General features: G+C 59.0%; 19 protein-coding genes. 9 read left to right on the plus strand and 10 right to left on the minus strand.

What is annotated here, in order from left to right; all coding sequences use genetic code 11:
- Positions 1 to 63 precede the first annotated feature (63 nt).
- From lpdA to aceE, 3 genes are read right to left on the minus strand one after another with little or no spacing between them, the layout of a single operon-like run.
- Complete coding sequence (gene lpdA / locus J1777_RS03290) at positions 64 to 1,947, minus strand: dihydrolipoyl dehydrogenase (protein ID WP_207574413.1); 1,884 nt, start codon at positions 1,945 to 1,947, stop codon at positions 64 to 66.
- Positions 1,948 to 1,963: 16 nt separating this feature from the next.
- On the minus strand, positions 1,964 to 3,697 hold the full coding sequence (aceF, locus tag J1777_RS03295) for a dihydrolipoyllysine-residue acetyltransferase (protein WP_207574414.1): 1,734 nt from the start codon (positions 3,695 to 3,697) through the stop codon (positions 1,964 to 1,966).
- A 17-nt stretch (positions 3,698 to 3,714) separates the two neighbouring features.
- Positions 3,715 to 6,423 (minus strand): pyruvate dehydrogenase (acetyl-transferring), homodimeric type, encoded by a 2,709-nt coding sequence (aceE, locus tag J1777_RS03300; RefSeq protein ID WP_207574415.1) that lies wholly within the window; start codon positions 6,421 to 6,423, stop codon positions 3,715 to 3,717.
- A gap of 304 nt (positions 6,424 to 6,727) precedes the next feature.
- Between aceE and J1777_RS03305 the strand changes: the two genes are divergently transcribed.
- From J1777_RS03305 to J1777_RS03320, 4 genes are all read left to right on the plus strand, one after another.
- On the plus strand, positions 6,728 to 9,256 hold the full coding sequence (locus tag J1777_RS03305) for a PAS domain S-box protein (protein WP_207574523.1): 2,529 nt from the start codon (positions 6,728 to 6,730) through the stop codon (positions 9,254 to 9,256).
- 10 nt (positions 9,257 to 9,266) lie between these two features.
- The gene (locus J1777_RS03310; protein ID WP_207574416.1) at positions 9,267 to 9,896 is read left to right on the plus strand and encodes a response regulator transcription factor; all 630 of its coding nucleotides are present in this window, start codon (positions 9,267 to 9,269) and stop codon (positions 9,894 to 9,896) included.
- A gap of 135 nt (positions 9,897 to 10,031) precedes the next feature.
- Positions 10,032 to 10,892: a bifunctional methylenetetrahydrofolate dehydrogenase/methenyltetrahydrofolate cyclohydrolase FolD gene (gene folD / locus J1777_RS03315; RefSeq protein ID WP_207574417.1), complete on the plus strand. Its 861-nt coding sequence runs from the start codon at positions 10,032 to 10,034 to the stop codon at positions 10,890 to 10,892.
- A gap of 197 nt (positions 10,893 to 11,089) precedes the next feature.
- Positions 11,090 to 13,147, plus strand: coding sequence for a M3 family metallopeptidase (locus J1777_RS03320; protein ID WP_242700362.1), 2,058 nt, complete (start codon positions 11,090 to 11,092; stop codon positions 13,145 to 13,147).
- 107 nt (positions 13,148 to 13,254) lie between these two features.
- On the opposite strand, the gene J1777_RS03325 is transcribed toward J1777_RS03320, so the two are convergent.
- The 4 genes from J1777_RS03325 to J1777_RS03340 form a co-directional block, all read right to left on the minus strand.
- Entirely contained in the window at positions 13,255 to 13,920 is a 666-nt protein-coding gene (locus tag J1777_RS03325; RefSeq protein ID WP_207574418.1) for a LysE family translocator, read from the minus strand.
- Positions 13,921 to 14,340: 420 nt separating this feature from the next.
- Complete coding sequence (gene phbB, locus J1777_RS03330; protein ID WP_207574419.1) at positions 14,341 to 15,078, minus strand: acetoacetyl-CoA reductase; 738 nt, start codon at positions 15,076 to 15,078, stop codon at positions 14,341 to 14,343.
- Positions 15,079 to 15,164: 86 nt separating this feature from the next.
- On the minus strand, positions 15,165 to 16,346 hold the full coding sequence (locus J1777_RS03335; protein ID WP_207574420.1) for an acetyl-CoA C-acetyltransferase: 1,182 nt from the start codon (positions 16,344 to 16,346) through the stop codon (positions 15,165 to 15,167).
- Positions 16,347 to 16,477: 131 nt separating this feature from the next.
- Complete coding sequence (locus tag J1777_RS03340; protein ID WP_207574421.1) at positions 16,478 to 18,172, minus strand: PHA/PHB synthase family protein; 1,695 nt, start codon at positions 18,170 to 18,172, stop codon at positions 16,478 to 16,480.
- 148 nt (positions 18,173 to 18,320) lie between these two features.
- On the opposite strand from J1777_RS03340, the gene J1777_RS03345 reads away from it, so the two are divergent.
- A complete protein-coding gene (locus J1777_RS03345; protein WP_207574422.1) occupies positions 18,321 to 18,635 on the plus strand; it encodes a hypothetical protein in 315 nt (104 codons plus the stop codon).
- Here J1777_RS03345 and pgeF read toward each other — a convergent pair.
- Entirely contained in the window at positions 18,552 to 19,397 is an 846-nt protein-coding gene (gene pgeF, locus J1777_RS03350; protein WP_207574423.1) for a peptidoglycan editing factor PgeF, read from the minus strand. The two genes, J1777_RS03345 and pgeF, sit on opposite strands and share 84 nt — an antisense overlap.
- 71 nt (positions 19,398 to 19,468) lie before the next feature.
- On the opposite strand from pgeF, the gene J1777_RS03355 reads away from it, so the two are divergent.
- From J1777_RS03355 to J1777_RS03370, 4 genes are all read left to right on the plus strand, one after another.
- Positions 19,469 to 20,164: a fumarylacetoacetate hydrolase family protein gene (locus J1777_RS03355; protein WP_207574424.1), complete on the plus strand. Its 696-nt coding sequence runs from the start codon at positions 19,469 to 19,471 to the stop codon at positions 20,162 to 20,164.
- Between the two features lie 17 nt (positions 20,165 to 20,181).
- Positions 20,182 to 20,733 carry an NUDIX hydrolase gene (locus tag J1777_RS03360; RefSeq protein WP_207574425.1) on the plus strand — a complete coding sequence of 184 codons (552 nt, stop codon included), beginning with the start codon at positions 20,182 to 20,184 and terminating at the stop codon, positions 20,731 to 20,733.
- Between the two features lie 3 nt (positions 20,734 to 20,736).
- Positions 20,737 to 21,210: a DUF192 domain-containing protein gene (locus J1777_RS03365; RefSeq protein WP_207574426.1), complete on the plus strand. Its 474-nt coding sequence runs from the start codon at positions 20,737 to 20,739 to the stop codon at positions 21,208 to 21,210.
- Positions 21,211 to 21,280: 70 nt separating this feature from the next.
- Positions 21,281 to 21,490, plus strand: a complete 210-nt coding sequence (locus J1777_RS03370; RefSeq protein WP_207574427.1) for a YgaP family membrane protein — start codon at positions 21,281 to 21,283, stop codon at positions 21,488 to 21,490.
- Positions 21,491 to 21,558: 68 nt separating this feature from the next.
- Here J1777_RS03370 and rpoD read toward each other — a convergent pair whose 3' ends face one another.
- Both rpoD and dnaG read right to left on the minus strand, forming a co-directional pair.
- Complete coding sequence (gene rpoD / locus J1777_RS03375) at positions 21,559 to 23,982, minus strand: RNA polymerase sigma factor RpoD (protein WP_242700369.1); 2,424 nt, start codon at positions 23,980 to 23,982, stop codon at positions 21,559 to 21,561.
- A 367-nt stretch (positions 23,983 to 24,349) separates the two neighbouring features.
- Complete coding sequence (dnaG, locus tag J1777_RS03380; protein ID WP_207574429.1) at positions 24,350 to 26,293, minus strand: DNA primase; 1,944 nt, start codon at positions 26,291 to 26,293, stop codon at positions 24,350 to 24,352.
- Positions 26,294 to 26,322: the final 29 nt, after the last annotated feature.

The following is a 26,322-nucleotide window of genomic DNA, read 5'->3' on the forward strand; positions in this document are numbered from 1 at the left end:
CGCAAAGCACAAGGCCCGAACCGTCGCCAGTTCGGGCCTTGTCAGGGTAGCTTGGCTGCGGACTTACTTGCGCGCAGGCGGCACATCCGTGCAGCTGCCATGCGCCACTTCCGCCGCCATGCCGATGGACTCCCCAAGGGTTGGGTGCGGGTGAATCGTCTTACCAATGTCCACCGCATCCGCGCCCATCTCGATAGCCAGTGCGATCTCGCCGATCATGTCGCCCGCATGCGTGCCGACCATGCCGCCGCCCAGGATCTTGCCGTGGCCCCGGCCAGCATGGCCGTCTCCTGATCCTGCTTCGGGGCTGTCGTCGAACAGCAGCTTGGTGACGCCTTCGTCGCGGCCGTTGGCAATGGCGCGGCCCGAGGCGGCCCAGGGGAACAGGCCTTTTTTGACCTGAATGCCTTGCGCCTTGGCTTGATCTTCGGTCAGGCCCACCCAGGCCACTTCGGGGTCGGTATAGGCCACGCTGGGGATCACGCGGGCGTTGAACGCGGCGGCGGCCAGTTCTTTGTTGCCCTGCAATTCCCCGGCGATGACTTCAGCGGCCACATGCGCCTCGTGTACGGCTTTGTGCGCCAGCATGGGCTGGCCGACGATGTCGCCAATGGCAAAGATGTGCGGCACGTTGGTGCGCATCTGGATGTTCACGTCGATAAAGCCGCGCTCGGTCACGGCCACACCCGCCTTGTCGGCACCGATTTTTTTGCCGTTGGGCGTGCGGCCCACGGCTTGCAGCACCAGGTCGTAAGTGCCTTCGCTTTGGGTGCCATCCAGCCCCTCAAACTGCACCTTAATGCCTTCGGGGGTGGCTTGGGCACCGACGGTTTTGGTTTTCAGCATCACCTTGTCAAAGCGGTGCTGGTTCATCTTTTGCCAGACTTTGACCAGATCGCGGTCCGCGCCTTGCATCAGGCCATCCATCATCTCGACCACGTCCAGGCGTGCGCCCAGGGTGGAATAGACGGTGCCCATTTCCAGGCCGATGATGCCGCCGCCAACAATCAGCATTTTCTTGGGCACGCCTTGCAGCGCGAGGGCCCCCGTGGAATCGACGATGCGCGGATCATCAGGGAAGAAGGGCAGGTGCACGGCCTGGCTGCCTGCGGCAATGATGGCGTTCTTGAACGCCACCACCTTCTTGCTGCCGGTTTTGTCCTGGCCGGTGCCGGTGGTTTCTTCCACCTCAAGGTGGTTGGCACCGACGAAGGCGCCGTAGCCACGCACGATGGTGACCTTGCGCATCTTGGCCATCTGGCCCAGGCCGCCGGTGAGCTTGGCGATGACCTTTTCCTTGTGGCCGCGCAAGGTGTCCACATTGACCTGGGGCGCGCCAAAGTCAATCCCTGCGGCCGACAGGTGCGCCACTTCGTCCATCACCGCTGCCACGTGCAGCAAGGCCTTGCTGGGGATGCAGCCCACGTTCAGGCACACGCCGCCCAACTGGGCGTAGCGCTCCACCAGAACGACCTTCAGACCCAGGTCGGCGGCGCGGAACGCGGCGCTGTAGCCACCAGGGCCGCCGCCCAGCACCAGCACGTCGCAATCGAGATCGGCATGGCCCGAAAAGCCGCTTGCTACAGGTGCTGCAGCTGCAGCCGCTGCAGGGGCTTGAATGGGCGTGGTTTTTACTTCAGAAAACGCGGCCAGGCTTGCGCTGACTGCTGGGTTTTGTGCAGCAGGTGCAGCCGCTGCGGGCGCAGCGCCCTCCACTTCCATGGTGGCGATGATGCTGCCCTTGCGCACTTTGTCGCCCAGCTGGATGCGCAGCGCGGTCAGGGTGCCGGCGGCCGGGGACGGGATTTCCATCGACGCCTTGTCCGACTCGACGGTGATCAGGGATTGCTCCAGCTCTACGCGCTGGCCCGGTTGCACCAGGATTTCGATCACGCCCACTTCGTCGAAGTCGCCGATGTCGGGCACTTGAATTTCAATGCTTGCCATAGTGTGCGGCCCTTTCTTACAGCAGGATGCGGCGGTAGTCGGCCAGCACCGCGCCCAGGTAGGCGTTAAAGCGGGCGGCGGCAGCGCCGTCAATGACGCGGTGGTCGTAGGACAGCGACAGCGGCAGCATCAGGCGCGGCTGGAAGCCTTTGCCGTCCCACACGGGCTGCATGGCGCTCTTGGACAAGCCCAGGATGGCCACTTCCGGCGCGTTGATGATGGGCGTGAAGTCGGTGCCACCAATGCCACCCAGCGAGCTGATCGAGAAGCACCCGCCTTGCATGTCGGCCGCGCCCAGCTTGCCGTCGCGCGCTTTTTTGGCCAACTCGCCCATTTCCTGGCTGATTTGCAGGATGCCTTTTTGGTCGGCGTTTTTCAGCACCGGCACCACCAGGCCGTTGGGCGTATCGGCGGCAAAACCGATGTGGTAGTACTGCTTATAGACCAGGGTGTCGCCATCCAGGCTGGCGTTGAACTCGGGGAATTTCTTCAGCGCCGCGACCACGGCCTTGATGACAAAGGCCAGCATGGTGACTTTGACATCGCTCTTGGCCTTGGCATTCTCGGCGTTGGTTTGCACGCGGAAGGCTTCCAGCTCGGTGATGTCGGCCAGGTCGTTGTTGGTGACGTGGGGAATCATCACCCAGTTGCGGTGCAGGTTGGCGCCGCTGATCTTTTTGATGCGCGACAGCTCTTTGCGCTCGACGGCGCCGAACTTGGCAAAGTCCACCTTGGGCCAGGCCAGGACTTCCAAACCGCCGACGTTGCCGCCCGCCCCAGGGGCCGCCTTGGGGGCTGTGGCCGCTTGCGCGGCGGTTTGCACGGCACCGGCCATGACGGACTTGGTGAAGGCCATCACGTCTTCCTGGGTGATGCGGCCCTTTTGGCCCGAGCCTTTGACCTCGGCCAGCGGCACGCCCAGTTCACGCGCAAATTTGCGCACCGAGGGCGAGGCGTGAGGCAGCTGGGCCGACGGTGCCACGCTGGGGTTGTGCGCTGGCACGGCAGCGGCAGCAACGGCCACGGGCGCAGCCACAGGTGCTACTGCAACAGGAGCTTCAGGCGCAGCAGCGGCGGGCGCTGGAGCCGTATTTTGTGCTGCAGGTGCAGGTGCAGCAGCGGGTGCGGCAGCGCCTTGCACGACCATCTGGCCGACCACGTCGCCCACGTTCACCTTGTCCCCCAGCTGAACGGTCAAGGCAACGATGGTGCCCGCTGCGGGCGAGGGGATTTCCATCGAGGCTTTGTCCGATTCGACCGTAAACAGCGATTGCTCCACGGCCACGGTGTCGCCCACCTTGGCCAGCAGTTCAATCACGGCCACGTCTTGGAAGTCGCCGATATTGGGGATGCGGATGTCCACGGTGGTGTCTGCTGCAGTTACCGTAGTGGCTACCGGATCATTTACCGAAGTAGCTACCGCTGGTTCTGCTTTGGTTTCAGGTGCTTTTACCGTGGAAACTTCGGCAGGCTGTGCGCTAGCAGCTTCTTCTTTGGGAGCAGTGGCGCTGTCCGCCGTTTCCAGCAGTAGCAGCACGCTGCCTTCACGGATTTGGTCGCCCAGGGCCACTTTCAGCTCTTTGACCACGCCCGCTTGGCTGGAGGGGATTTCCATCGAGGCTTTGTCGCTTTCGACGGTGACCAAGGATTGCTCCACCTTGATGGTGTCGCCCGCTTTGACCAGCACTTCGATCACGCCCACGCTGTCGAAGTCGCCAATGTCCGGTACTTTAATTTCTACGAGTGCCATAACTTTGTCTTCTCCAATTAAGCGTGCAGGGGGTTGATCTTGTCGGTTTTGAGGCCGTATTTGGCAATCGCTTCGGCCACTTTGGTGACGGGCAGCTTGCCTTCGTCGGCCAACGATTTGAGGGCTGCAACCACGATGTAGTGGCGGTTGATCTCAAAGTGCTCGCGCAGCTTGGTGCGGAAGTCCGAGCGGCCAAAGCCATCGGTGCCCAGCACTTTGAAGCTGCGGCCTTTGGGCATGTACGGGCGAATTTGCTCCGGGAAGGCTTTGACGTAATCGGTCGAAGCCACCACCGGGCCAGCATGGGCGGCCAGTTGCTGGGCGACAAAGGCGGTTTTGGGGGTTTCCAGTGGGTGCAGCAGGTTCCAGCGCTCCACTTCCTGGCCATCGCGCGCCAGCTCGGTAAAGCTGGGGCAGCTCCAGACATCGGCGCTGATTTGCCAGTCTTTTTCCAGAATGCTTTGGGCTGCCAGAGATTCGCGCAGGATCGAGCCCGAGCCCAGCAGCTGCACGCGCAGCCCGCTTTGCGGCACTTTTTGCCCTGGTTGGCACAGGTACATGCCCTTGAGGATTTGCGCTTCCGTGCCCGCAGTCAGGCCCGGCATGGCGTAGTTCTCGTTGAGCAGGGTGATGTAGTAGAAGACGTTTTCCTGGTTCTGCACCATGCGGCGCATGCCGTCTTGCATGATGACGGCCACTTCGTGCGCAAAGCTGGGGTCGTAGCTGATGCAGTTGGGGATGGTGGCCGAGTAGATGTGGCTGTGGCCGTCCTCGTGCTGCAGGCCCTCGCCGTTGAGCGTGGTGCGGCCACTGGTGCCGCCCAGAATAAAGCCACGGGCCTGCATGTCGCCCGCAGCCCAGGCAAAGTCGCCAAAGCGCTGGAAACCAAACATCGAGTAGTACACGTAGAACGGAATCATGATGCGGTTGTTGGTGGAGTACGACGTGGCCGCCGCAATCCACGAGCACATGCCGCCCGCCTCGTTGATGCCTTCTTGCAGAATTTGCCCGGCCTTGTCTTCCCTGTAGTACATGACCTGTTCGCGGTCCACGGGGGTGTAGAGCTGGCCTTTGGGGTTGTAAATACCAATTTGGCGGAACAGGCCTTCCATGCCAAACGTGCGGGCCTCGTCCACCAGGATGGGCACCACGCGCGGGCCCAGCGCCTTGTCGCGCAGCAGCTGCGTCAAGAAACGCACATAGGCCTGGGTGGTGGAGATTTCACGGCCCTCAGCAGTGGGCTCCAAAATAGCTTTGAAGGTTTCCAGCGGCGGCACGGTAAAGCTCTCATCGCTGTGCGTGCGCCGCTTGGGCAGGTAGCCGCCCAGGGCTTTGCGCCGCTCGTGCAGGTACTGCATCTCGGGGGTATCGTCCGCCGGTTTGTAGTACGGCAGGCTTTCCAGCTCGCTGTCCGAGATGGGGATGTTGAAGCGGTCGCGGATGTATTTGATGTCCTCGTCGGCCAGTTTTTTGGTCTGGTGCACGGTGTTTTTGGCTTCACCGGCCTTGCCCATGCCATAGCCTTTGACCGTTTTAACCAGCAGCACCGTGGGCTCGCCCTTGTGCTCGTTGGCGGCGTGGAAGGCGGCGTACACCTTTTCCGGGTCGTGGCCGCCCCGGCGCAGCTCCCAGATGTCGTCGTCGGTCAGGTGCTCGACCAGTTTGGCGGTTTCAGGGTACTTACCAAAGAAATTCTTGCGGATGTAGGCCCCGTCCATGGCGCGCATGGTTTGGTAGTCGCCGTCCAGGGTTTCCATCATCAGCTGTTTGAGTTTGCCGCTCTTGTCGCGGGCCAGCAGGTCGTCCCAGCCTTTGCCCCACAGCAGTTTGATCACGTTCCAGCCCGCGCCACGGAAGTCGCCTTCCAGTTCTTGGATGATTTTGCTGTTGCCTCGCACCGGGCCGTCCAGGCGCTGCAGGTTGCAGTTGATGACAAAAATCAGGTTGTCCAGGTTCTCGCGCGCGGCCAGGCTGATGGCGCCCTTGCTCTCGGGCTCGTCCATTTCACCGTCGCCCAAAAACACCCAAACGCGGCGATTGGCCGTGTCGGCAATGCCACGGGCGTGCAGGTATTTCAGGAAGCGGGCTTGGTAGATGGCCATCATCGGCCCCAGGCCCATGCTGACGGTGGGGAACTGCCAAAAGCCGGGCATCAGCTTGGGGTGGGGGTAGCTGGACAGGCCCTTGCCGTCCACTTCCTGGCGGAAGTTTTCCAGCTGCTCTTCGGTAATGCGGCCTTCCAAGTAGGCGCGGGCGTAGATGCCGGGGGCGCTGTGGCCTTGGAAGTAGATGCAATCGCCGCCGTGGTTTTCGCTCTCGGCGTGCCAAAAGTGGTTAAAGCCCGCGCCCCACATCGAAGCCAGTGAGGCGAACGAGCCAATGTGTCCGCCCAGATCCCCCCCATCTTCGGGGTGGATGCGGTTGGCACGCACCACCATGGCCATGGCGTTCCAGCGCATAAAGGCCCGCAGGCGCTTTTCGATGTGGATGTTGCCGGGGCAGCGCGCTTCCTGCGCCGGCTCAATGGTGTTCACGTAGCCGGTGTTGGCCGAAAACGGCAGATCAATGCTGTTTTGGCGCGCGTGCTCGAGCATTTCTTCGATGAGGTGGTGGGCGTACTGCGCACCTTCACGGTCAATCACCGCAGAAAGGGCATCCATCCATTCGCGCGTTTCTTGCGGATCCAGCGCGGGAGTATTCTGTGTCGTCGAGGGTTGGGTTGTCATCTTTGTCGTCTCCAGGTCAAGAGGCTTGCATTGCAAGTGTCTGCAACGACACGCTGCCAATAGAGCATTTGGAATATTTGCTGCGTGAAGGGGCAGGTATAACCTTGCTTCATCACTTGGCGCAATCCTGATTAGCAGCACGTTTTGCGGCACTTTCCCTGCGAAGTGTCGCATATTTTTTTAAAATTTCAAATCATGCTTTTTAGTTTCTTAATGTGAAATTTTGCTGCAGATGCACATTGCGCAATCCCGCTCAATTGCATGCATGCAAGCAACCGCCTCCCCTACACTGCCGGCCATGCCAATGCCGCCACCGCACCACCACTCTGACCTTGCGCCGACCAATCCTTTTTCGCTAGAGCCCCCCACCCGCTGGTGGCGCTCTTGGTGGCGCAGTCTTTCGCCCACCCGCCAAGACCGCTTGGCTGCCATCGCGCCGTTGATTTCGGTGGCGTTGTTTTTTGTGGCCATCGTCGCATCGTTTTGGTACTTGCGCACCGAAGAGCAAGACCGTGAGCAAGATGCCCTGATGCGCTCTGTCCATTACACCCAGCAGCGCATGCGCCTGCGCCTGCTAGAGCGGCAAGAGCAAATCATGCGCCTGGCCCGTGACGTGGCCACGGAGCAAATGGGCACGGCTGAATTTGCCAGCCGGGCCGAAACCTTGATTACCCAATACCCCGAGCTGCAGGCTATTACCTGGGTGAATGCCGAAAGCACTGTGGTTATCAGCCAAGCGGCCCCTGCGGTACCCAGCGGGCAGTTGCACACCCCTGCCCGGCCTTTGCCGCCAGGCCCTACGGCCACCATCTTTGCCCAGATTCGCAAGCAGCCCCAAAGTGTGTATTGGCAGCCGCAGATGGATCCCAACGCGGCCCCCCCCATGCTGCAGCTACAGGTGCCCATTACTGCGGGTGTGAAATTTTTAGGAACAGTGCTTGCAGAATTTTCTGTCGATAACCTGCTGCGCTACACCACGCCGACAGAAATTTTGTCGCGCTACACCGTCAGCATGCTCGATGCCCAGGGGCGCACACTCTCCAGCCCTGGGGGATCACATGCCCAGCCCCGGCTGAGCTTGCCCTGGATTGGCCTGCAACCCCTGAAGGCCTATACCCTGCCCGTCATGCCCGTGGGCGATTCGCTCTCTTTATCAGCCCAGGCCTACCGCACCTCGCCCGGGCTGGTGGGCAATGGCTTGTTTTGGCTGGTTGGGTCGCTCAGTTTGCTCACGGCTTGGCTGCTGTTGGGCACTTGGCGCCACACCGGCAAGCGCTTGCGCACCCAGGAGGCCTTGGTGGCCGAGACCAACTTTCGCCGCGCCATGGAAAACTCGCTGCTCACTGGGATGCGGGCGCTCGATTTGCAAGGGCGCATCACCTATGTGAATGCCGCGTTTTGCCAGATGACCGGCTGGGACGAAGCCGAGCTGGTGGGCCAACTGCCCCCCTACCCTTACTGGCCTAAGGCCGAGTACGCCAACTTGATGCTCAAGCTCAAGGAAGAACTGTCCGGCAAAACTGTGCCCGGCGGCTTTCAAATCAAGGTGCAGCGCAAAAACGGCACCTGCTTTGATGCCCGTTTGTATGTCTCTCCGCTGGTGGATGCCCACGGCCAGCACACCGGGTGGATGTCCTCTATTACCGACATTACCGAGCCCAACCGCATCCGTGCCCAGCTGGCCGCCTCCCACGAGCGCTTCACCATCGTGCTGGAATCCCTGGATGCCTCGGTCTCCGTCGCCCCTTTGGGCAGTGCCGAACTGCTATTTGCCAACAAATCGTACCGCCAGTGGTTTGGCTCGCAAACCACCGGGCATCTGCAGCTGTTGCAGGAAGCCGGGATTGTCAAAGCCAGCCCGCAAGAAGATGACAATGCCCTGAACCTGCGCCCCAAAGCCCGCAATAAAAACGCCGAAGTATTTTGGCCTGAGCTCAATAAATGGCTGGAGGTGCGCTCGCGCTACCTCACCTGGGTGGATGGACGGCTGGCACAAATGGTGATTGCCACCGACATCACCGCCCGCCACCAGGCCGAGGAACAAGCCGCGCAACAGGCCGAACGCGCCCAAGCCGCCAGCCGCCTGATCACCATGGGGGAGATGGCCTCGAGTGTGGCGCACGAGCTCAACCAGCCGCTGACGGCGATCAACAATTACTGCAGCGGCATGCTCTCGCGCCTGGACAGCGGCACCCTGACGGAAAGCCAAATGCGCTTTGCGCTAGAGAAAACGGCCCACCAGGCCCAGCGGGCCGGGCAGGTGATCCAGCACATCCGCTCCTTCGTCAAGCGCAGCGAACCCAACCGCGCCCCAGCCCAGGTCGAAGACATGGTGGCCGAGGCGATGGAGCTGGCCAACTTCGAGCTGCGTCGGCGCAACGTGCGCCTGTCGCACCACATTGCTGCGCGGCTGCCGCCAGTGCTGGCCGATGCCATCTTGATCGAGCAGGTGCTGGTCAATTTGATGAAAAATGCCGCCGAAGCCATTGACCACGGTGGCCGCCCCGAGGGGCGGCGCAGCGTCGAGCTGCTGGTGCGCCCCAAAACGCTGGAAGAGCGCCCCGGGGTGGAATTTGCCGTTCAAGATACCGGCCCTGGCTTGCCGCCGCAGGTTTTGGAGCGTTTGTTTGAAGCTTTTTTCAGCACCAAGAGCGAAGGCATGGGCATTGGCCTGAACCTGTGCCGCAGCATTATCGAGTCGCACAACGGCCGACTACAAGCGCAGAACCTCTACAATGGATCGGAGGTCACGGGCTGCTGTTTCTCCTTCTGGATCCCTCTGGCTGAACCAGCCGCCCTGCAGGAAGACAAGGACACTCTCCCCCAACAATAAGGAACCCCCTATGAATATGACTGCGAAAAAAGGCATCGTTTACGTTGTGGATGACGATGAAGCTGTGCGCGACTCTCTGCAGTGGCTGCTGGAGGGCAAAGACTACCGCGTGCGCTGCTTTGAATCGGCCGAAGCCTTTTTAGCGCGTTACGATCCCCGCGAAGTCGCTTGCCTGATTGCCGATATTCGCATGCATGGCATGACGGGCCTGGAGCTGCAGGACAAGCTGATCGAGCGCCATTCGCCCCTGCCCATCGTCTTTATCACCGGCCACGGCGATGTGCCCATGGCCGTGGACACCATGAAAAAAGGCGCTCTGGACTTTATTCAAAAACCCTTCGATGAAAGTGCCCTGGTCAGCGTGGTCGAGCGCATGCTTGAGCACGCCCGCACCGCCTTTACCGACCAGCAACAGGCCGCCACCCGCGAAGCCTTGCTGGCCAAACTCACCGGGCGCGAATCGCAGGTGCTTGAACGCATCGTCGCTGGCCGCTTGAACAAACAAATTGCCGACGATTTGGGCATCAGCATCAAAACCGTAGAAGCTCACCGCGCCAACATCATGGAAAAAATGGGGGCCAACACCGTGGCCGATTTGCTGAAAGTGGCCCTGGGCTCGGCCCACAACGCGACCGCATAAACTTGCCCCTCGGCACCGACCTGCCAGCCAGATACCAAAACGTGCTTGCGTTTTATACCGTCTGCGCTGGCAGCGTGCTTTTTTACTCCCCCTCTTGCTTCTCCCCTTCTCTCCTTTTCTCTTTTCCCCACGACCATGACAGCACAGATCATCGACGGCAAAGCCCTCTCCGCCCAATTGCGTACCGAAGTCACCCAACGCGCCGCCGCTTTGACGGCCCAAGGTGTGCAGCCGGGTTTGGCGGTGATTTTGGTCGGCGAAAACCCGGCCAGCCAAGTCTATGTGCGCAACAAAGTGCAGGCCTGCGCCGATGTGGGCTTTCATTCGGTCTTGGAAAAATACGATGCCAATTTGACCGAAGCGGCGTTGCTCGAGCGCATCCAAGCCCTGAACAACGACCCCAGCATCCACGGCATCTTGGTACAACTGCCCCTGCCCAAGCACATTGATGACCACAAAGTCATCGAAGCCATCTCGCCCTTGAAAGACGTGGACGGCTTTCACGTGGCCAGCGCCGGCGCGCTGATGGTGGGCGAAGTCGGCTTCAAAGCCTGCACCCCCTACGGCTGCATGAAGATGCTCGAAAGCATCGGCATGAAAGATTTGCGCGGCAAGCACGCCGTGGTGATTGGCCGCAGCAACATCGTCGGCAAGCCCATGGCCATGATGCTGCTGGCGGCCAACGCCACCGTCACCATCTGCCACAGCGGCACCGCTGATCTGGCCGCCATGACGCGCCAGGCCGACATCGTGGTCGCCGCCGTCGGCAAGCGCAATGTGCTCACCGCCGACATGCTCAAGCCCGGCGCCGTAGTGATTGACGTGGGCATGAACCGCGACGATGCCGGCAAGCTGTGCGGCGATGTGGACTTTGACGGCTGCAAAACCGTGGCCAGCCACATCACCCCCGTGCCCGGCGGTGTCGGCCCCATGACCATCACCATGCTGCTGGTCAATACCCTGGAAGCGGCCGAGCGTGTCGCAGCCAAGCAATAACGCACGGCACACCCTCGCACAAACCCTGGTGGCCCCGCCCCAGGGTTTTTTTATAGCTGCAACCGCAATGGTTAAAGAAAATTTTTAATACTTTGCTGATAAATCACTTGTTTTATCAGCGGTCACAGCTCTTGCTTCATCGCATCTTGCCCATGTGCAGGCCTTGAACCCTGCGTTTGCACCACAACCTAGCCACCATGACTATGCACACCCCCAACCCCCTTCTGGCCAGCGCTGGCCTGCCCTTGTTTGACCAAATCCGTGCCGAGCATGTGGGCCCGGCCATTGATCAGCTCATCGCCCATGCCAGTGCAGCGCTGGAAACCGTCACCGCCCCCGACTTCCCTGCCGACTGGAACGCCTTGGCCACCACATTGGACACCGCCACCGAAGCCCTGGGCCGTGCCTGGGGCGCCGTCAGCCACTTGAGCAGCGTGGCCGATACGCCCGAGCTGCGCGCCGCCTTCAACGCCGCCTTGCCGGTGGTCACCGAGTTTTGGACGCGCCTGGGCGCCGATGAGCGCCTGTACGCCAAATACAAAGCCGTTGATGTGCAAACCCTCAATGCCGAGCAGCGCAAAGCCCATGCCAACGCCCTGCGCAGCTTTGTCCTGTCCGGTGCCGAGCTGCAAGGCGCTGCCAAAGAGCGCTTTGCCGCGATTCAAGAGCGCAGCGCCGCATTGGCACAAAAATTCAGCGAAAACACGCTGGACGCCACCGATCGCTGGGCCTACTACGCCACGGCAGAAGAGATGCAAGGCATCCCCGCCGACGTGCAGCAGGCGGCCCGCACCGCCGCACAAGCCGAGGGCAAAGACGGCTTCAAACTCACCCTGAAAATCCCGTGCTACCTGCCGGTCATGCAATTTGCCACCCGCAGCAGCCTGCGCGAAAAGCTCTACCGCGCCTATGTCACCCGCGCCTCGGAGCAGGCCGAAGGCGATGGCCAGCAGTACGACAACCGCCCCATCATCGAAGAGCTCCTGGCCTTGCGCCACGAGGAAGCGCAGTTGCTGGGCTACGCCAATTTTGGCGAAGTCTCTCTGGTGCCCAAAATGGCCAATTCCCCGCAAGAAGTCATCACCTTCTTGCGCGACTTGGCCCAGCGGGCCCGCCCCTACGCCGAAAAAGACGTGCAAGACCTGCGCCAATTTGCCCGCGAACACCTCGGCCTGAGCGATCCCCAGCCCTGGGACTGGACGTTTATCGCTGAAAAACTCAAGGAACAGCGCTACGCTTTCAATGAACAGGAAGTGAAGGAATATTTCACCGCCCCCAAAGTGCTGGCCGGGCTGTTCAAAATCATCGAAACCCTGTTTGACGTGGCCATCGTGCCCGACCAGGCCCCGGTCTGGCACCCGGCGGTGCAGTTCTACGCCCTGCAGCGCAATGGCCAAACCATTGCCCAGTTCTACCTGGACCAGCCCGCCCGCACCGGCAAACGTGGCGGCGCCTGGATGGACGATGTGCGCAGCCGCTGGCAGCGCCCGGACAACGGCCAGCTGCAAACGCCCGTGGCGCACATGGTGTGCAACTTTGCCGACGGGGTCGATGGCCAACCCGCCCTGCTCACGCACGACGATGTAATCACCCTGTTCCACGAATCGGGCCACGCCCTGCACCACCTGCTCACCCAAGTGACGGAGAAAGATGTCAGCGGCATCAACGGCGTGGAATGGGACGCGGTGGAGCTGCCGAGCCAGTTCATGGAAAACTTCTGCTGGGAATGGGACGTGCTGCGCCACATGACGGCCCATGTCAAAACCGGCGAGCCCCTGCCGCGGGCGCTGTTCGACAAAATGGTGGCGGCCAAAAACTTCCAAGCTGGCATGCAAACTCTGCGCCAAGTGGAATTTGCCCTGTTCGACATGCTGCTGCACACCCAGGCCGCCCCCAGCGGCGATTACCTGGCCCTGCTGCAGCAAGTGCGCGATGAGGTGGCCGTGTTGCCCACCACGCCCTACAACCGCAGCACCAACACCTTCAGCCACATCTTTGCTGGCGGCTATGCGGCGGGCTATTACAGCTACAAATGGGCCGAAGTGCTCTCTGCCGATGCCTACGCCGCGTTTGAAGAAACGCACAACCCCGACGGCAGCCACAGCCGTGCTACTGGGCAAAAGTACCTGCACGAAATTTTGGAGCGCGGGGGCAGCCGCAGCGCACTGGAAAACTTCACCGCCTTCCGTGGGCGGGCCCCGCAGCTCGATGCCCTGCTGCGCCACCAAGGCATGGCAGAACCTGTCAGCGCATAAAAATTGATATTAAAAGAGCTGCTTGCGCTTTAACCATCTATATTTCAGTATAAAAAACCTCTGAAATATAGACAGACAATGCGCAAGCAGCTCTTTTTTTAAATACTTTAGCGCTGGCTTGTCGCCAAAATCCCCGCCGCCGCAATAAACGCCCCCCCTGTCGCCCGGTCAAACCATTGCCCGGCGCGCGTGCCATGCAAACGGGCCAGCAATTTGGCCCCCGCCAGCACATACATCAGCATGATGGAGCCATCGAGCACCATCCAAGTACAGCCCAAAATTAGCAACTGCCCCGCCACGGGCGCACTGGCATCCATAAACTGCGGAAACAAGGCGCTGAAAAACAGCAAATCTTTCGGATTGCCCAGCCCCACCATCAAGCCTTTGCGAAACAGCGTCCAAAAGGTGGTGGTATCTGCCGACTCAGCACGCTCTGGCGCACCGGCATTGACAACCTCAGTGTCCACCTCCACACCCGCCGGTGCCTGCTTGGCGTTGCGCCAAGTGCTGATGCCCAAGTAGAGCAAATACACCGCTCCGGCCCATTTAATCGCGCTAAACAGCGTATCGGAAGCGGCAATGATTGCCCCCAAGCCCAGGGCTGAGAGCAACATCAACGTCATGGAGGCGGTAATCCCGCCCAAAATGGTGCCGATGGTTTTACGTGCGCCATGCGCCAACGCATGCGAAACACACAACAAGGCCGATGGCCCTGGCGAAGCAATCAGCGCTGCCGCCAAAGAAACGTACAACAACCACAAGCTCAACAACATTTATAAAAATCCAAAAAAAATTTCACTGCCCAGTAAACCGAAGCGGCCGCCCTGGCGTTAAACCTTACATCTAAGGAGTGAACGCAATGACTGCAACCCAACCGATCACCATCTGGCCCGAAGACGAACGCGATCGCAAACGCGGCCCCGCTCGCTTTTAATGCTTTTAGCGCATTAAGCCCCTTTGGTTTTTGACCTCACCTTTTTTTGAGAGTCCATCATGAACACCTGCATCTGGCCTGAAGACGAACGCGATCGCAAACGCTAATCGCCCTAGCGTGCATTGGCTGTAGCGCCCATTGAGCAAACCGTCGATAGTAACGCCGTCCCCACCCTTGCTTTAGAACAAACAAAAAACGCCTGCACTAGTTGCAGGCGTTTTGCTTTTCAGCGCAGGGCGCTTAGAACGTGAACACGTTCTTATTGCATGTGCTGACCGCCATTCACCGAGAACTCGGCGCCAGTGGCATAACCACCTTCGTTGGAGGCCAACCATGACACCATCGACGCGATTTCTTTGGGCTCACCCAAGCGCTTGACGGGAATGGTGGCGACAATTTTCTCCAGCACATCCTCGCGGATGGCTCGCACCATGTCAGTGCCGACATAGCCGGGGCTGACCGTGTTCACCGTCACGCCTTTGCTGGCCAGCTCTTGCGCCAGGGCTTTAGAAAAGCCGTGCATCCCGGCCTTGGCCGCCGAGTAGTTGGTTTGCCCAGCTTGGCCTTTGGCACCGTTGATCGAGCTGATATTGATGATGCGGCCCCAGCCTTTTTCCACCATGTCGGCCACCACTTGCTTGGTCACGTTGAACATGGAGTTGAGGTTGGTCTCAATCACTGAACGCCAATCTTCCGGCGTCATTTTGATGAACATGCGGTCGCGGGTAATGCCGGCGTTGTTCACCAGCACATCAATGCTGCCGTGCTCGGCTTTGGTTTTGCTGAAGGCTTCGACGGTCGATTCCCAATCGCCCACGTTCCCCACCGAGGCGTAAAAGGTATAGCCAAGCGCTTTTTGCTCGTCGAGCCACTTTGTGTAGTCACGGGTGGGGCCGCAGCCAGCAATGACTTTAAAACCATCGTCGTGCAGACGTTGGCAAATTGCCGTTCCAATCCCGCCCATACCACCGGTGACGTAAGCTACTTTTTGACTCATAGTTTCTCCTTGAATTAGTCTATCGCTTTATAAATGGACTGCTCGCGCAGCCCTAGGGGTCAATTGATTGCGTTTGGCGTATTTGATTATTTGCGCTCAACCGCCAAGGCCACGCCCATGCCACCGCCGATGCACAGCGAGGCAATGCCCTTTTTGGCATCACGGCGTTGCATTTCATGCAGCAAAGTGACCAGCACACGGCAGCCCGACGCGCCAATGGGGTGGCCAATGGCAATCGCCCCACCATTGACGTTTACTTTGCTGGCATCAATGTCCAGCACCTTGTTCACAGCGCAGGCTTGGGCGGCAAAGGCTTCGTTCAATTCAAATAAATCAACATCGCCAACGGCCCAACCGGCACGGTCAAGCACTTTGCGGGTAGCAAACACCGGGCCCATGCCCATCGTGGCCGGATCCAGACCACTGGTGGCATAGGCTTTGATGGTGGCCAAGGGCTTCAGGCCCAGGGCAGCGGCTTTGCTGGCCTTCATGACCACCACGGCAGCAGCACCATCGTTGATGCCCGAAGCATTGCCAGCGGTCACCGTGCCAGCCTTGTCAAACGCTGGGCGCAGGCCAGACAAGGCCTCTAGGTTGGTTTTGCGATTGACGTATTCGTCCGTATCAAACACCACCGGGTCCCCTTTGCGCTGGGGAATCACCACGGGGACGATTTCATCCTTGAATTTGCCCGCATCTTGGGCTGCAGCGGCCTTTTGCTGGCTGGCAATGGCCAAAGCATCTTGCTGGGCGCGGGTGATCTCGTTCTCTTTGGCAACGTTTTCTGCGGTGATGCCCATGTGGTACTGGTTGTACACATCCCACAGGCCATCGACGATCATGGTGTCTTGCATCTTCCAATCACCCATGCGCTGGCCATCGCGCGAGCCTTGCAGCACGTGGGGCGACAGGCTCATGTTTTCCTGCCCACCGGCCACCACAATTTCGCTGTCACCAGTGGCAACGGCTTGGGCGGCCAGCATGACCGATTTGAGGCCCGAGCCGCACACGGCGTTGATCGTCAAGGCCGGGGTTTCTTTGGCCACACCGGCTTTCATCATCGCTTGGCGGGCCGGGTTTTGGCCCACGCCCGCTGCCAGCACTTGGCCCATGATGACTTCGCCCACCTGATCCAAGCCGACATTGGCGCGGGCCAAGGCTTCTTTAATCACCAAAGCACCCAAATCCGTAGCTGGCACCTTGGCCAAGCTACCACCAAACTTGCCAACGGCGGTGCGTACAGCAGAAACGATAACAATGTCTTCCATAACTTTTCCTTAGAGGTGAAGCAAATGCAAACGGGATTTAGAGCGTATTTGCGATCTTTGCGCGAGGGGAGCAACCAGCGAATCAGGATGCCAGGGCGCTGCGCCCCCGCACAGGAATCACAACCACGTTTTTAAGCCTTTTGCAGTACATAGCGGCCGGGAGCGGCCTCAATTTCTTTAAATTTCGTGCCCTTGCCGTAGCGCTTGGGCGCTGCAATTTGTTTGCCAGCATGGCCCTTGAGCCATTGGGCCCAATCGGTCCACCAACTGCCAGCGAATTCGTCTGCACCGGCAATCCAGTCTTCCAGCGTCTGTGGCAAGGCGTTGTCGCTGCGAATCCAGTGGCTGCGCTTGTTTTTGGCCGGGGGGTTGATCACTCCCGCAATGTGCCCCGAAGCACCCATGACAAAGCGCTTGTCACCCGGTAGCACTTTGGTTGCAGCGTACGAGGCATTGATCGGCACGATGTGATCCTCGCGCGAGCCGTAGATGTATACCGGCAAATCCAAGTGACCAAAGTCAATCTTTTCTCCGCAAACGGTCAGTTTCCCGGGTTGAATCAAGTTATTTTCTAAATAGGTATTGCGCAAATACCATGCATACCATGGCCCGGGCAGGTTGGTGGCATCGCTATTCCAATACAGCAGATCAAATGCTGGTGGAGTTTCCCCCTTCAAATAGTTGCCCACCACGTAGTTCCACACCAAATCATTGGGCCGCAAAAAGCTAAAAGTGGCAGCTAGCTCTTGCCCCTTGAGCAACCCACCCTGCCCCATTTGGGCTTCGCGGTTTTTCACGAAGGCTTCGTCAATAAAGACATCCAAGATTCCGGTATCGGAAAAATCCAGCAAGGTCGTGAGCAAGGTGGCACTGGCCACCGGTTTTTGGCCCCGTGCAGCCAGCACAGCCAACGCGGTGGCCAGCATGGTGCCGCCCACACAAAACCCCAAGGCATTGATTTGCGCTGCCCCTGCAATCTCTTGCACCACCCCAATGGCCTCAATCACAGCGCGTTCAATGTAATCATCCCACGTAAGGTGGGCGCAAGAGGCATCGGGATTGCGCCAGCTGATCACAAAAGTGCGGTGGCCTTGGCTAACTGCATACCGAATCAAAGAATTGTCCGGCTGCAAATCCAATATATAAAACTTGTTAATGCAAGGCGGTACTAATAAGAACGGACGCTCGTGGACTTTTTCTGTCAGTGGCTTGTATTCCAATAATTGAAATATGTCGTTCTCGTAAACCACGGCACCTTCAGTGGTAGCTACGTTTTTGCCGACTTCAAAAACACTTTCATCCGTCATCGAGACATAGCCCTTGCCCATATCCTGCAGCATATTTTGCAGGCCTTTGCTCAGACTTTCGCCTTTGGTTTCGAGGGCTTTTTTCTGGGCATCAGGGTTGAGCGCCAAAAAATTGCTGGGGGCCATGGCCGCTACCCATTGCTCGACTGCAAAGCGAATGCGCTGGCGGGTTTTTTCATCCGCTTGCACGGCTTCGGCCATGCCCATGAGTGCGTGAGAATTGAGCGAATACGCTGCCGCCGTAAACGCCGCCAAAGGGTTTTGCGCCCAGTTTTCACTGGCAAAACGCCGGTCTTTAGGCACTTGCGGGGCTTGCGAAAGCCCTCCACTCCACAGCTGGCTGGCCTGTGCAATATAACTTTGCTGTAGCGCCTGGAGCTTTTCCACATCAAACTGCACTTGGGCCGCGTCCGCCGCAGGCGCAACGGTGCCTAATTGGCCAAACGTTTGCAGGGCCTTGGACCAATGTTCAGTAAAAAATTGTTGAACACCCTCCGTCCAAATTGGTTCAGAAGCCATACGCCACCACTCCTTTTTTTAAAAGCATGCTTTTTAGATTGTTGCCAAAATACTTTGCGATGACAATATAAACCATACTAACTTAGGTAGGATTTAAATCCTTAAAAATGAATTGCGTATTTACCCTTTGTTTTTGCGAGTGTTTTCTATGTATTTGATTGTTATTGCATGGCTTTACGTCACTGTGATGATGGCCGTCGCCGAGGCCACTGTGCCCAATGGCAGCCTATTAGGTGCCGTCATTACTTTTCTTTTATACGGCCTGTTGCCCTGCGCCATCTTGATCTATATCTTTGGCACTCCCCAGCGCAAGCGCCGCCTGCATGCCCAACGTCAAAAAGAGCAGCAAGAGTGGGAGGCTGAACAAGCAAAAAACACCTCAAACAGTGCGAACAATGGCAGCAGCCATGCGGCCCGTGCTCCCGAAAATACCACTGTCACGGCGGTGCGAGAAAAAGCGTGAAGGATTGGCAACCGTACACCACCCGGTGCTGGAGTCATTGCCATAAATCGCGTCAATCCCCAAGGCCTGCCAACGCTGGCGGGCCAAGGCGGCCAAATCAGCCTGCCATTTGCCGGGCGCAGCCCCTGGAAGAAAACACGCTTCAGCCTGCGCCTTGGCTTGCGTAAAGGCGCGAACAACCTCTTCCCCCACTTCAAACGCCTGCGGGCCAATGCACGGCCCCAGCCACACCTGGGTGGCCGCAGCGATGGCGGCGTGAGGGGTTGCCTGCTGCTGCTCCACCAAGCGGCAATAGGCTTGCCACAGCTGCTCCACCACCCCCACGCTCTGCTGCCCGGCCAGGCCACGCCAGCCGGCGTGGGCAGCGCCAATAATTTTTAGCTCACGGTGGGCAATCAAAATCGGCAAGCAATCGGCCACCATGATGGTGCAGGCTTGCCCAATGGCATTGCTGACGCAGGCATCAAACGCGCGCGCAGCTGCAGCCGCCAAAGGCAGCTGGCACACCTGCACCCCATGCACCTGCTGCAAAAAGTGCGGCGTGACCGGGCAAGCGGCCAGTTGCTCCAATTGGGCGGCAAACAACTGGCGATTGCTCATCACCGCCTGCGGCGCATCTCCCACGTGGTCACCCAGATTCAAGCTATCCCAAGGGGCTTGGCTGACCCCACCGTTGCGACTGGTAAACACGGCAAAAACGCCAGGGATGGCGGGCCAATCCGGCAACAGCCAATCGGGGGGCAAAGGATTTGCGTTTTTCATTTGTCCAGCATACCAAGCCAAGAAGTGTGGGCGTGGCACACTTGGCAGATTGTTTTAGTGTCCGTGTTGCCATGAATTTTGTTTTTCCTCCCCAGCCCTCCGCCAGCTTGCCCGTGGTGGCCAGCGACCAGCGCTTTCCCATTCATCGCGTTTATTGCGTAGGTCGCAATTACGCTGACCATGCCCAGGAAATGGGGGATACCGGACGGGAGCCGCCTTTTTTCTTCACCAAGCCAGCCGATGCCGTCATTAGCGCCCCTGCAGGGCAGAGCGTGCCTCTGCCCTACCCCAGCCTGACGCAAGATCTGCACCACGAGGTAGAGCTGGTGGTCGCCCTGGGCAGCGGTGGCAAAAATATTGCTGTCGCCGATGCATTGCAGCATGTTTGGGGCTACGCCGTAGGCCTAGACATGACGCGACGCGACTTGCAAGCCCAGTTAAAAAAGCTGGGCCGCCCTTGGTGCATCGCCAAAGGCTTTGATGCCAGCGCGCCCATGGGGGCACTGACCCCCGCTGCCCAGGCAGGCGATGTGCAGCATGCGGCCATTGATTTGCAGGTCAATGGCCAACTGCGCCAAAGCGGCAAGACCAGCGCCATGATTTGGAATATTGCCGAAATCATTGCCGAGCTCTCTTGCGCCTGGGAGTTGCAAGCAGGTGACCTCATCATGACCGGCACCCCTGCCGGGGTTGCGGCCGTGCAGCGCGGCGATCGCTTGCAGGCGCAAGTGACCGGGTTGGCACCGCTGCAAGTGAACGTTCTTTAGGGCCAAAGGACAGCACCATGGCCTCTTATTACCCCCGCCCGATTCGTTTCTGTAACCAATGTGGCCACGCCATCGCCATGCGTGTACCTGACGATGGCGATACCCGCATGCGGGCTATTTGCCCGCAGTGCCAGCACATTCAGTACCAAAACCCCCTGAACGTGGTGGGAACCCTACCCGTTGCCGACGATGGGCGCATCTTGCTGTGCAAACGCAATATTGAGCCGCGCTTTGGCACCTGGACGTTGCCTGCCGGTTTTATGGAGTTGGATGAAACCCTGGAACAAGGTGCTGCCCGCGAAACCGTTGAAGAAGCGGGGGCCGATATTGCCTTGGGCCGCTTGTTTTCGGTCATCAGCGTGCCCCAGGCGGCGCAAGTGCATATTTATTTTTTGGCCCAATTGCGTAGCTTGGTATTCAACCCCGGTTTTGAATCCCAAGAAGTGCGTTTATTCGCGCCTAAAGATATTCCCTGGGACGAATTATCGTTTCGCACGGTGAGCTGGACGCTGCGCCGCTACCTAGAAAATCCGCAAGGCACCGAGGTGCACCAGTGGAATGTGGAGTAAGCCATGCCAGCGCATTTTGTCCGGCACATCCTGAGCGCGGTTGTCAGCATTGCCGCTTGGGCCAGCCCTGGCTTTAGTTTTTCTCAGCAAATTCCGCAGCTGGACTTGCCGCGCATTGAATTGCGCGCCGGTATGCACCGCATCGTGGCCCAAGTGGCCAGCCGCCCGATTGAGCGGCAAATTGGCCTGATGCGCCGCGATTCCATGCTGCCTTTTGAAGGCATGCTCTTTGTCTTTGAGCATCCCGGGGTGCAATGCTTTTGGATGAAAGACACCACCCTGCCTTTAACGGCAGCCTTCCTGGCCGACGATGGTGCCATCGTCAATTTGGTGGATATGCAGCCGCTGGATGAAAATTCGCACTGCTCCAGCGCCCCGGTGCGCTTTGTGCTGGAGATGCACCAAGGCTGGTTTGCCAGCAAAGGGCTGAAAGCGGGCAGCCAGCTCAGCGGCAGTATTTTTAATAAAAAAGAATAGCTACTTTGCTGAGCCCATAGGCAAAAGAAGCCACTTTTTAAATATTTTTTTAACTGAAAGGAAGCTTTTTATGACCTCTTGGCAATGTGTCCGCCTGATCGCCGGTATTTTTATCTTGTTGTCTCTGGCTCTGGGCATTCCCGGCAGCCCCGTGTTTATCAGCCAATGGTTTTTGGCTTTTACGGCCTTCGTTGGTGCCAACCTGCTGCAAAGTGCCCTGACCAAATGGTGTCTACTCGAAAGCATTCTGCGCAAAATTGGCGTTCAGCCAGGGTGCTAAACCAGTGATGGTTCGGCACATACAAAAAAACGCCCCTTTCGGGGCGTTGCTGTTTGAGGAAGGCTGTTTTAGAGCGAATCAATAAAGCTGCGCAGCTTGTCGCTGCGGCTGGGGTGCTTTAACTTGCGCAGCGCCTTGGCCTCAATTTGGCGGATGCGCTCGCGCGTCACGTCAAACTGCTTGCCCACTTCTTCCAGCGTGTGGTCGGTGGACATTTCAATGCCAAAGCGCATGCGCAGCACCTTGGCTTCGCGCGGGGTGAGGCCATCCAAGATGTCTTTCACCACATCGCGCAGGCCCGCCTGCATGGCCGCTTCCATGGGCGCGACGTTGTTGGAGTCCTCGATGAAGTCGCCCAGGTGGCTGTCGTCATCGTCGCCAATCGGGGTTTCCATCGAGATGGGTTCTTTGGCGATTTTCATGATCTTGCGGATCTTGTCCTCTGCCATCTCCATCTTCTCGGCCAGCAGGGCCGCATCGGGCTCAAAGCCAAACTCCTGCAAGTGCTGGCGCGACAGGCGATTCATCTTGTTGATGGTCTCGATCATGTGCACCGGAATGCGAATGGTCCGGGCCTGGTCGGCAATCGAGCGGGTGATGGCCTGGCGGATCCACCACGTGGCGTAGGTCGAGAATTTGTACCCCCGGCGGTATTCGAACTTGTCCACCGCCTTCATCAGGCCAATGTTGCCCTCTTGAATCAAATCGAGGAACTGCAGGCCCCGGTTGGTGTACTTTTTGGCAATCGAGATCACCAGGCGCAAGTTGGCCTCGATCATCTCTTTCTTGGCAAAGCGGCTGGCGCGTTCACCATCGTTCATGCGCTTGTTAATGCGCTTGAGCTCTTCCAGCGGCACCACCACGCGGTTTTGCAGGTCGATGAGCGACTGCTGCAGCTCTTGCACATCGGGGATGTTGCGCCCCAGGATGGCGCTGTAGGGCTTGTTGCTGGCGGCCTGCTTTTCCACCCACTGCAGATTGAGCAGGTTGGCTGGGAAGTCTTTGATGAACTGCTCTTGGCTCATGCCGCATTTATCGACAATGATTTTGCGCAGCTCGCGCTCTTTCTTGCGCACATCATCGACCTGGGCGCGGGCCATATCGCACAGCTTTTCGATGGTTTTGGCCGTAAAGCGAATGGTCATCAGCTCTTCGGTGATGGCCTTTTGCACCTTGACGTAGGCGGGCGAGCCCCAGCCGTCTTTGTCATACGCCTTGCGCAGCTTCTCGAACAGCACGCCCATGCGGTCAAAGCGCTCCAGCGCGTCGGTTTTGAGCTTTTCCAGCAGGCGTGTCATGGCCTTGGAGCCGCCTTTGCCGTCGTCATCGTCGTCTTCGTCGTACTCGTCGAAGTCTTCTTCAGCCACATAGTCGTCGTTCTCATTGGCATTGACAAAGCCATCGACAACGGTGGAGATGATCACCTTGCCTTCGCGGATGTCTGCCGCCATTTTCAGCACTTCGGCAATCGTGGCGGGCGAGGTGGAGATGGCCTCCATCATGTCCATCAGGCCGCCTTCGATGCGCTTGGCGATTTCGATTTCGCCCTCGCGCGTGAGCAGCTCCACCGTGCCCATTTCACGCATGTACATGCGCACGGGGTCGGTGGTGCGGCCAAATTCACTGTCCACGGTGGACAGGGCCGCCTCGGCCTCTTCCTCGGCTTCTTCTTCGGTCGTGGCGGACTGGCCAGTGTTGTTCAGCAGCAGGGTCTCGGCATCGGGCGTTTGCTCGTACACCGCGACGCCCATGTCGCTGAGCATGGCGATCACCACTTCCAGCGTTTCGGCATCGACCAGCTTGTCGGGCAGGTGGTCGTTGATTTCAGCGTGGGTCAGGTAGCCGCGCGTCTTGCCCAGCTTGATCAGCTGTTTCAGGCGCTGGCGGCGGGTGTTCATTTCTTCTTCGGTGAGCACCGTCTCATCCAGGCCGAATTCCTTCATCAAGGCGCGCTCCTTGGCCTTGCTGATTTTCATGCGCAGGGGTTTGACTTTTTCCACACCTTCGGCCGGGGCGGCGGCCTCGGGTTCGGCTTCCAGCTCCAGGTCGGATTCGATGTCGCTCAAATCGGCATCGTCATCCAGGGCCGGTTTGCCTTTGCTTTTGGCACCGCGCTTGGCGCTGGGCTTGTCGGCATCAGCTGCGGCCGCTTTGGTGGTTTTTGTCGTTTTGGTGGTTTTTTTGGCTGCAGCGGCTTTTTTGGCTGGTTTTTCTTCCGTTGCAGCGTCTGCCACGACCTCGGTGGCTACCGCTTTTTTGCTGGTGGTTTTTTTGGCGGCCGGTTTTTCTGCGGCAACAACGGCTTCAGGCTCTTTGGGTGCTACTGTTTTTTTAGCTGCAGCCGCTTTTTTTACGGGCTTTTCAGCGTCAATTTGCTCTGCAGTTGTTTTTTTGTCAGCGTCAGCCGCTACTTTTTTTGCTACCGTGGCCTTGGGTTCGGCTTTTTTACGGGGGCTTTTTGGGGTTGCTTCTGCCAACAGCGCATCGGCCATGGCTTTGAGTTCAGCTTTGGTTGCCACTTACATTCCTTTTTGCAATATCCACCAGCACGCCAAAGGTGCATGGGCTGCACCTAGCGGGCGATCAGTTTTTTTCCATTGAGTCTGCACAGCACGCACCTGGGGCCAGGGCGTGGGGAAGTCAAACCTTCCCAGGCAAGATGGTGGGCGATCATTTGGTGTGCAGTCCTTGCGAAAGTGGGTCAAGGCGCGGTGCCGAACGTGAATGCGCTTTCACGTGACCCGGGTCGGAGGTGCTGCTGTCGCTCTTGCCGGTAAGGGGGCAATTATAGGCAATGACGGGAAACTCAAGACCAAATTTTAAAAAAATGTCAAGAGTTTTCAAAAAATTAAGCCTGTTTTAAAGATTCTTGCTGCGCAATTGCAGATTTTGGTAGCGCTGACGCAGCTCTTGGTTGCCGGGGTCGTTGGCATACGCTTGGGCCAATTGGGTTAGAAGTTGGCGAATGCGCTGGGTCAGCAGCGGTTTCAAAATGCTGCGCAACTCGGCTTGCTGGGCCTGGGGGTCATCTTCTGGGTGGCCCAAGGGGCCGGCCATTAGGCGTTGCACCCAAGCGCCATGTTCTGACTGGTCCAGCTGCTGCTGCACCACGGCCCAGGTTTGCGCGCCGTGGGCTTGGTAAAACGCCTCCGTCCAGGCAAACAAGGGGCCATGCGGCACGGGCAGGTGTACCAGCGCATCCCAATCGTCGTTGTCCAGCTGCTCCAGCAAGGCCATGTGCCCCAGCAAGAGGCGCACGGCTTGGTCTGGCCCGTTGGTGATTTCAACGCGGCGCATCGGTGGCGGCGCTGGGGCGTAGCGGCCTTGCCCCCATTTTTCAGAGGGCGCAAACGACCTGGATTGGCCGCGCTGCCAGGGCTGGCGCTCGGTACGGCGAAAACCTGCGCCTGGTGCACCGCCTTGCGCAGCAGGCCCAAGGTGGCCTGCGGCTGGGCTGGGTGGCTGCCAACTGCGCTCCAGCTCGTGCGCGGGCAGGGTGATGTGCTGGGCCAGCTCGTCCAAAACCAAACGCTTTAAGGTGCTGGGCGGCAATAAACTCCACAGCGGCTGGGCTTGGTTGGACAGTTTGGCCTTGCCCGGTGCGGTGCCCAGGTCGCAGCCCTCGCTGGCCACTTGCAATAAAAATTGGTTGAACGGCATGGCCGCATGCACCATGCGCGTAAACGCATCGGCCCCATGGGCGCGGATGAAGCTGTCCGGGTCGTGCTCGGGCGGCAGAAATAAGAATTTGGCGCTGCGCGTGTCATTGAGCAGGGGCAGCACCGCCTCCAGCGCTTTGCGGGCGGCCCGCTGGCCGGCGGCATCGCCATCAAAGCTGAACACCACCGCTTCGGTAAAGCGAAACAGCTTGTGCATGTGCTCGCTGGTGCAGGCTGTGCCCAAGGTGGCCACGGCATTGGGAAAGCCCAGTTGGGCCAGCGCCACCACGTCCATATAGCCCTCGCACACCAGGGCGTAGCCGCTGTCGCGCAAGGCGGTGCGGGCTTCGTACAGGCCATACAGCTCGCGCCCTTTGTGAAACAACGGGGTTTCGGGGGAGTTGAGGTATTTGGGCTTTTCATCCCCAAAGACGCGCCCGCCAAAGCCGATGCACTGGCCTTTGACATCGCGAATCGGGAACATGATGCGGTCGCGAAAACGGTCGTAGCGCTTGCCCTCGTCCTCGTGCGTGTTGTGGATGACCAGTCCACCCTCTTCCAGCAAGTGGCTGGTGTAGTCGGGGAAGATGCTGGCCAGAAAATTCCAGCCCGCCGGGGCGTACCCCAGGCCAAACCGGCGGCTGACCGCGCCCGAGACACCCCGGCGCTTTAAATACTCAATGGCGTGTGGGGCGTTTTTGAGCTGTTCGCAATACGCCTGGGCGGCCCGCTCCAGGGTATCGACCAGGCTGTCTTGCTGCTGCTTCATGGCCTGGCGCTGGGCACGCTGCTGGGGGGAGATGTCTTCCTGCGGCACCTGCATGCCCACCTCTTGGGCCAGGGACTGCACCGCCTCCATAAACTCCATGCCGGTGTGCTCGCGCAAAAAGGCGATGGCATCGCCGCCTTTGCCGCAGCCAAAGCAATGGAAAAACTGTTTGACCGGGCTGACGCTGAACGAGGGCGATTTTTCCCCATGAAACGGGCACAGCCCCATGAAGTTGGCCCCGCTTTTTTTCAGCGGTACATAGCGCCCAACCACATCGACGATATCGACGCGTTGGAGCAGGTCTTGGAGGAAGGAGGCAGGAATCGACACGGCAGCGATTGTCTTGCAAATCGCCCATCCGCTGGGGCGTTGCATGAATTAAAAATTAAAAAATAAAGAGCATT

It is taken from the genome of Comamonas denitrificans, from assembly GCF_017368815.1.
In the GTDB taxonomy this organism is placed as follows: domain Bacteria; phylum Pseudomonadota; class Gammaproteobacteria; order Burkholderiales; family Burkholderiaceae_C; genus Comamonas; species Comamonas denitrificans.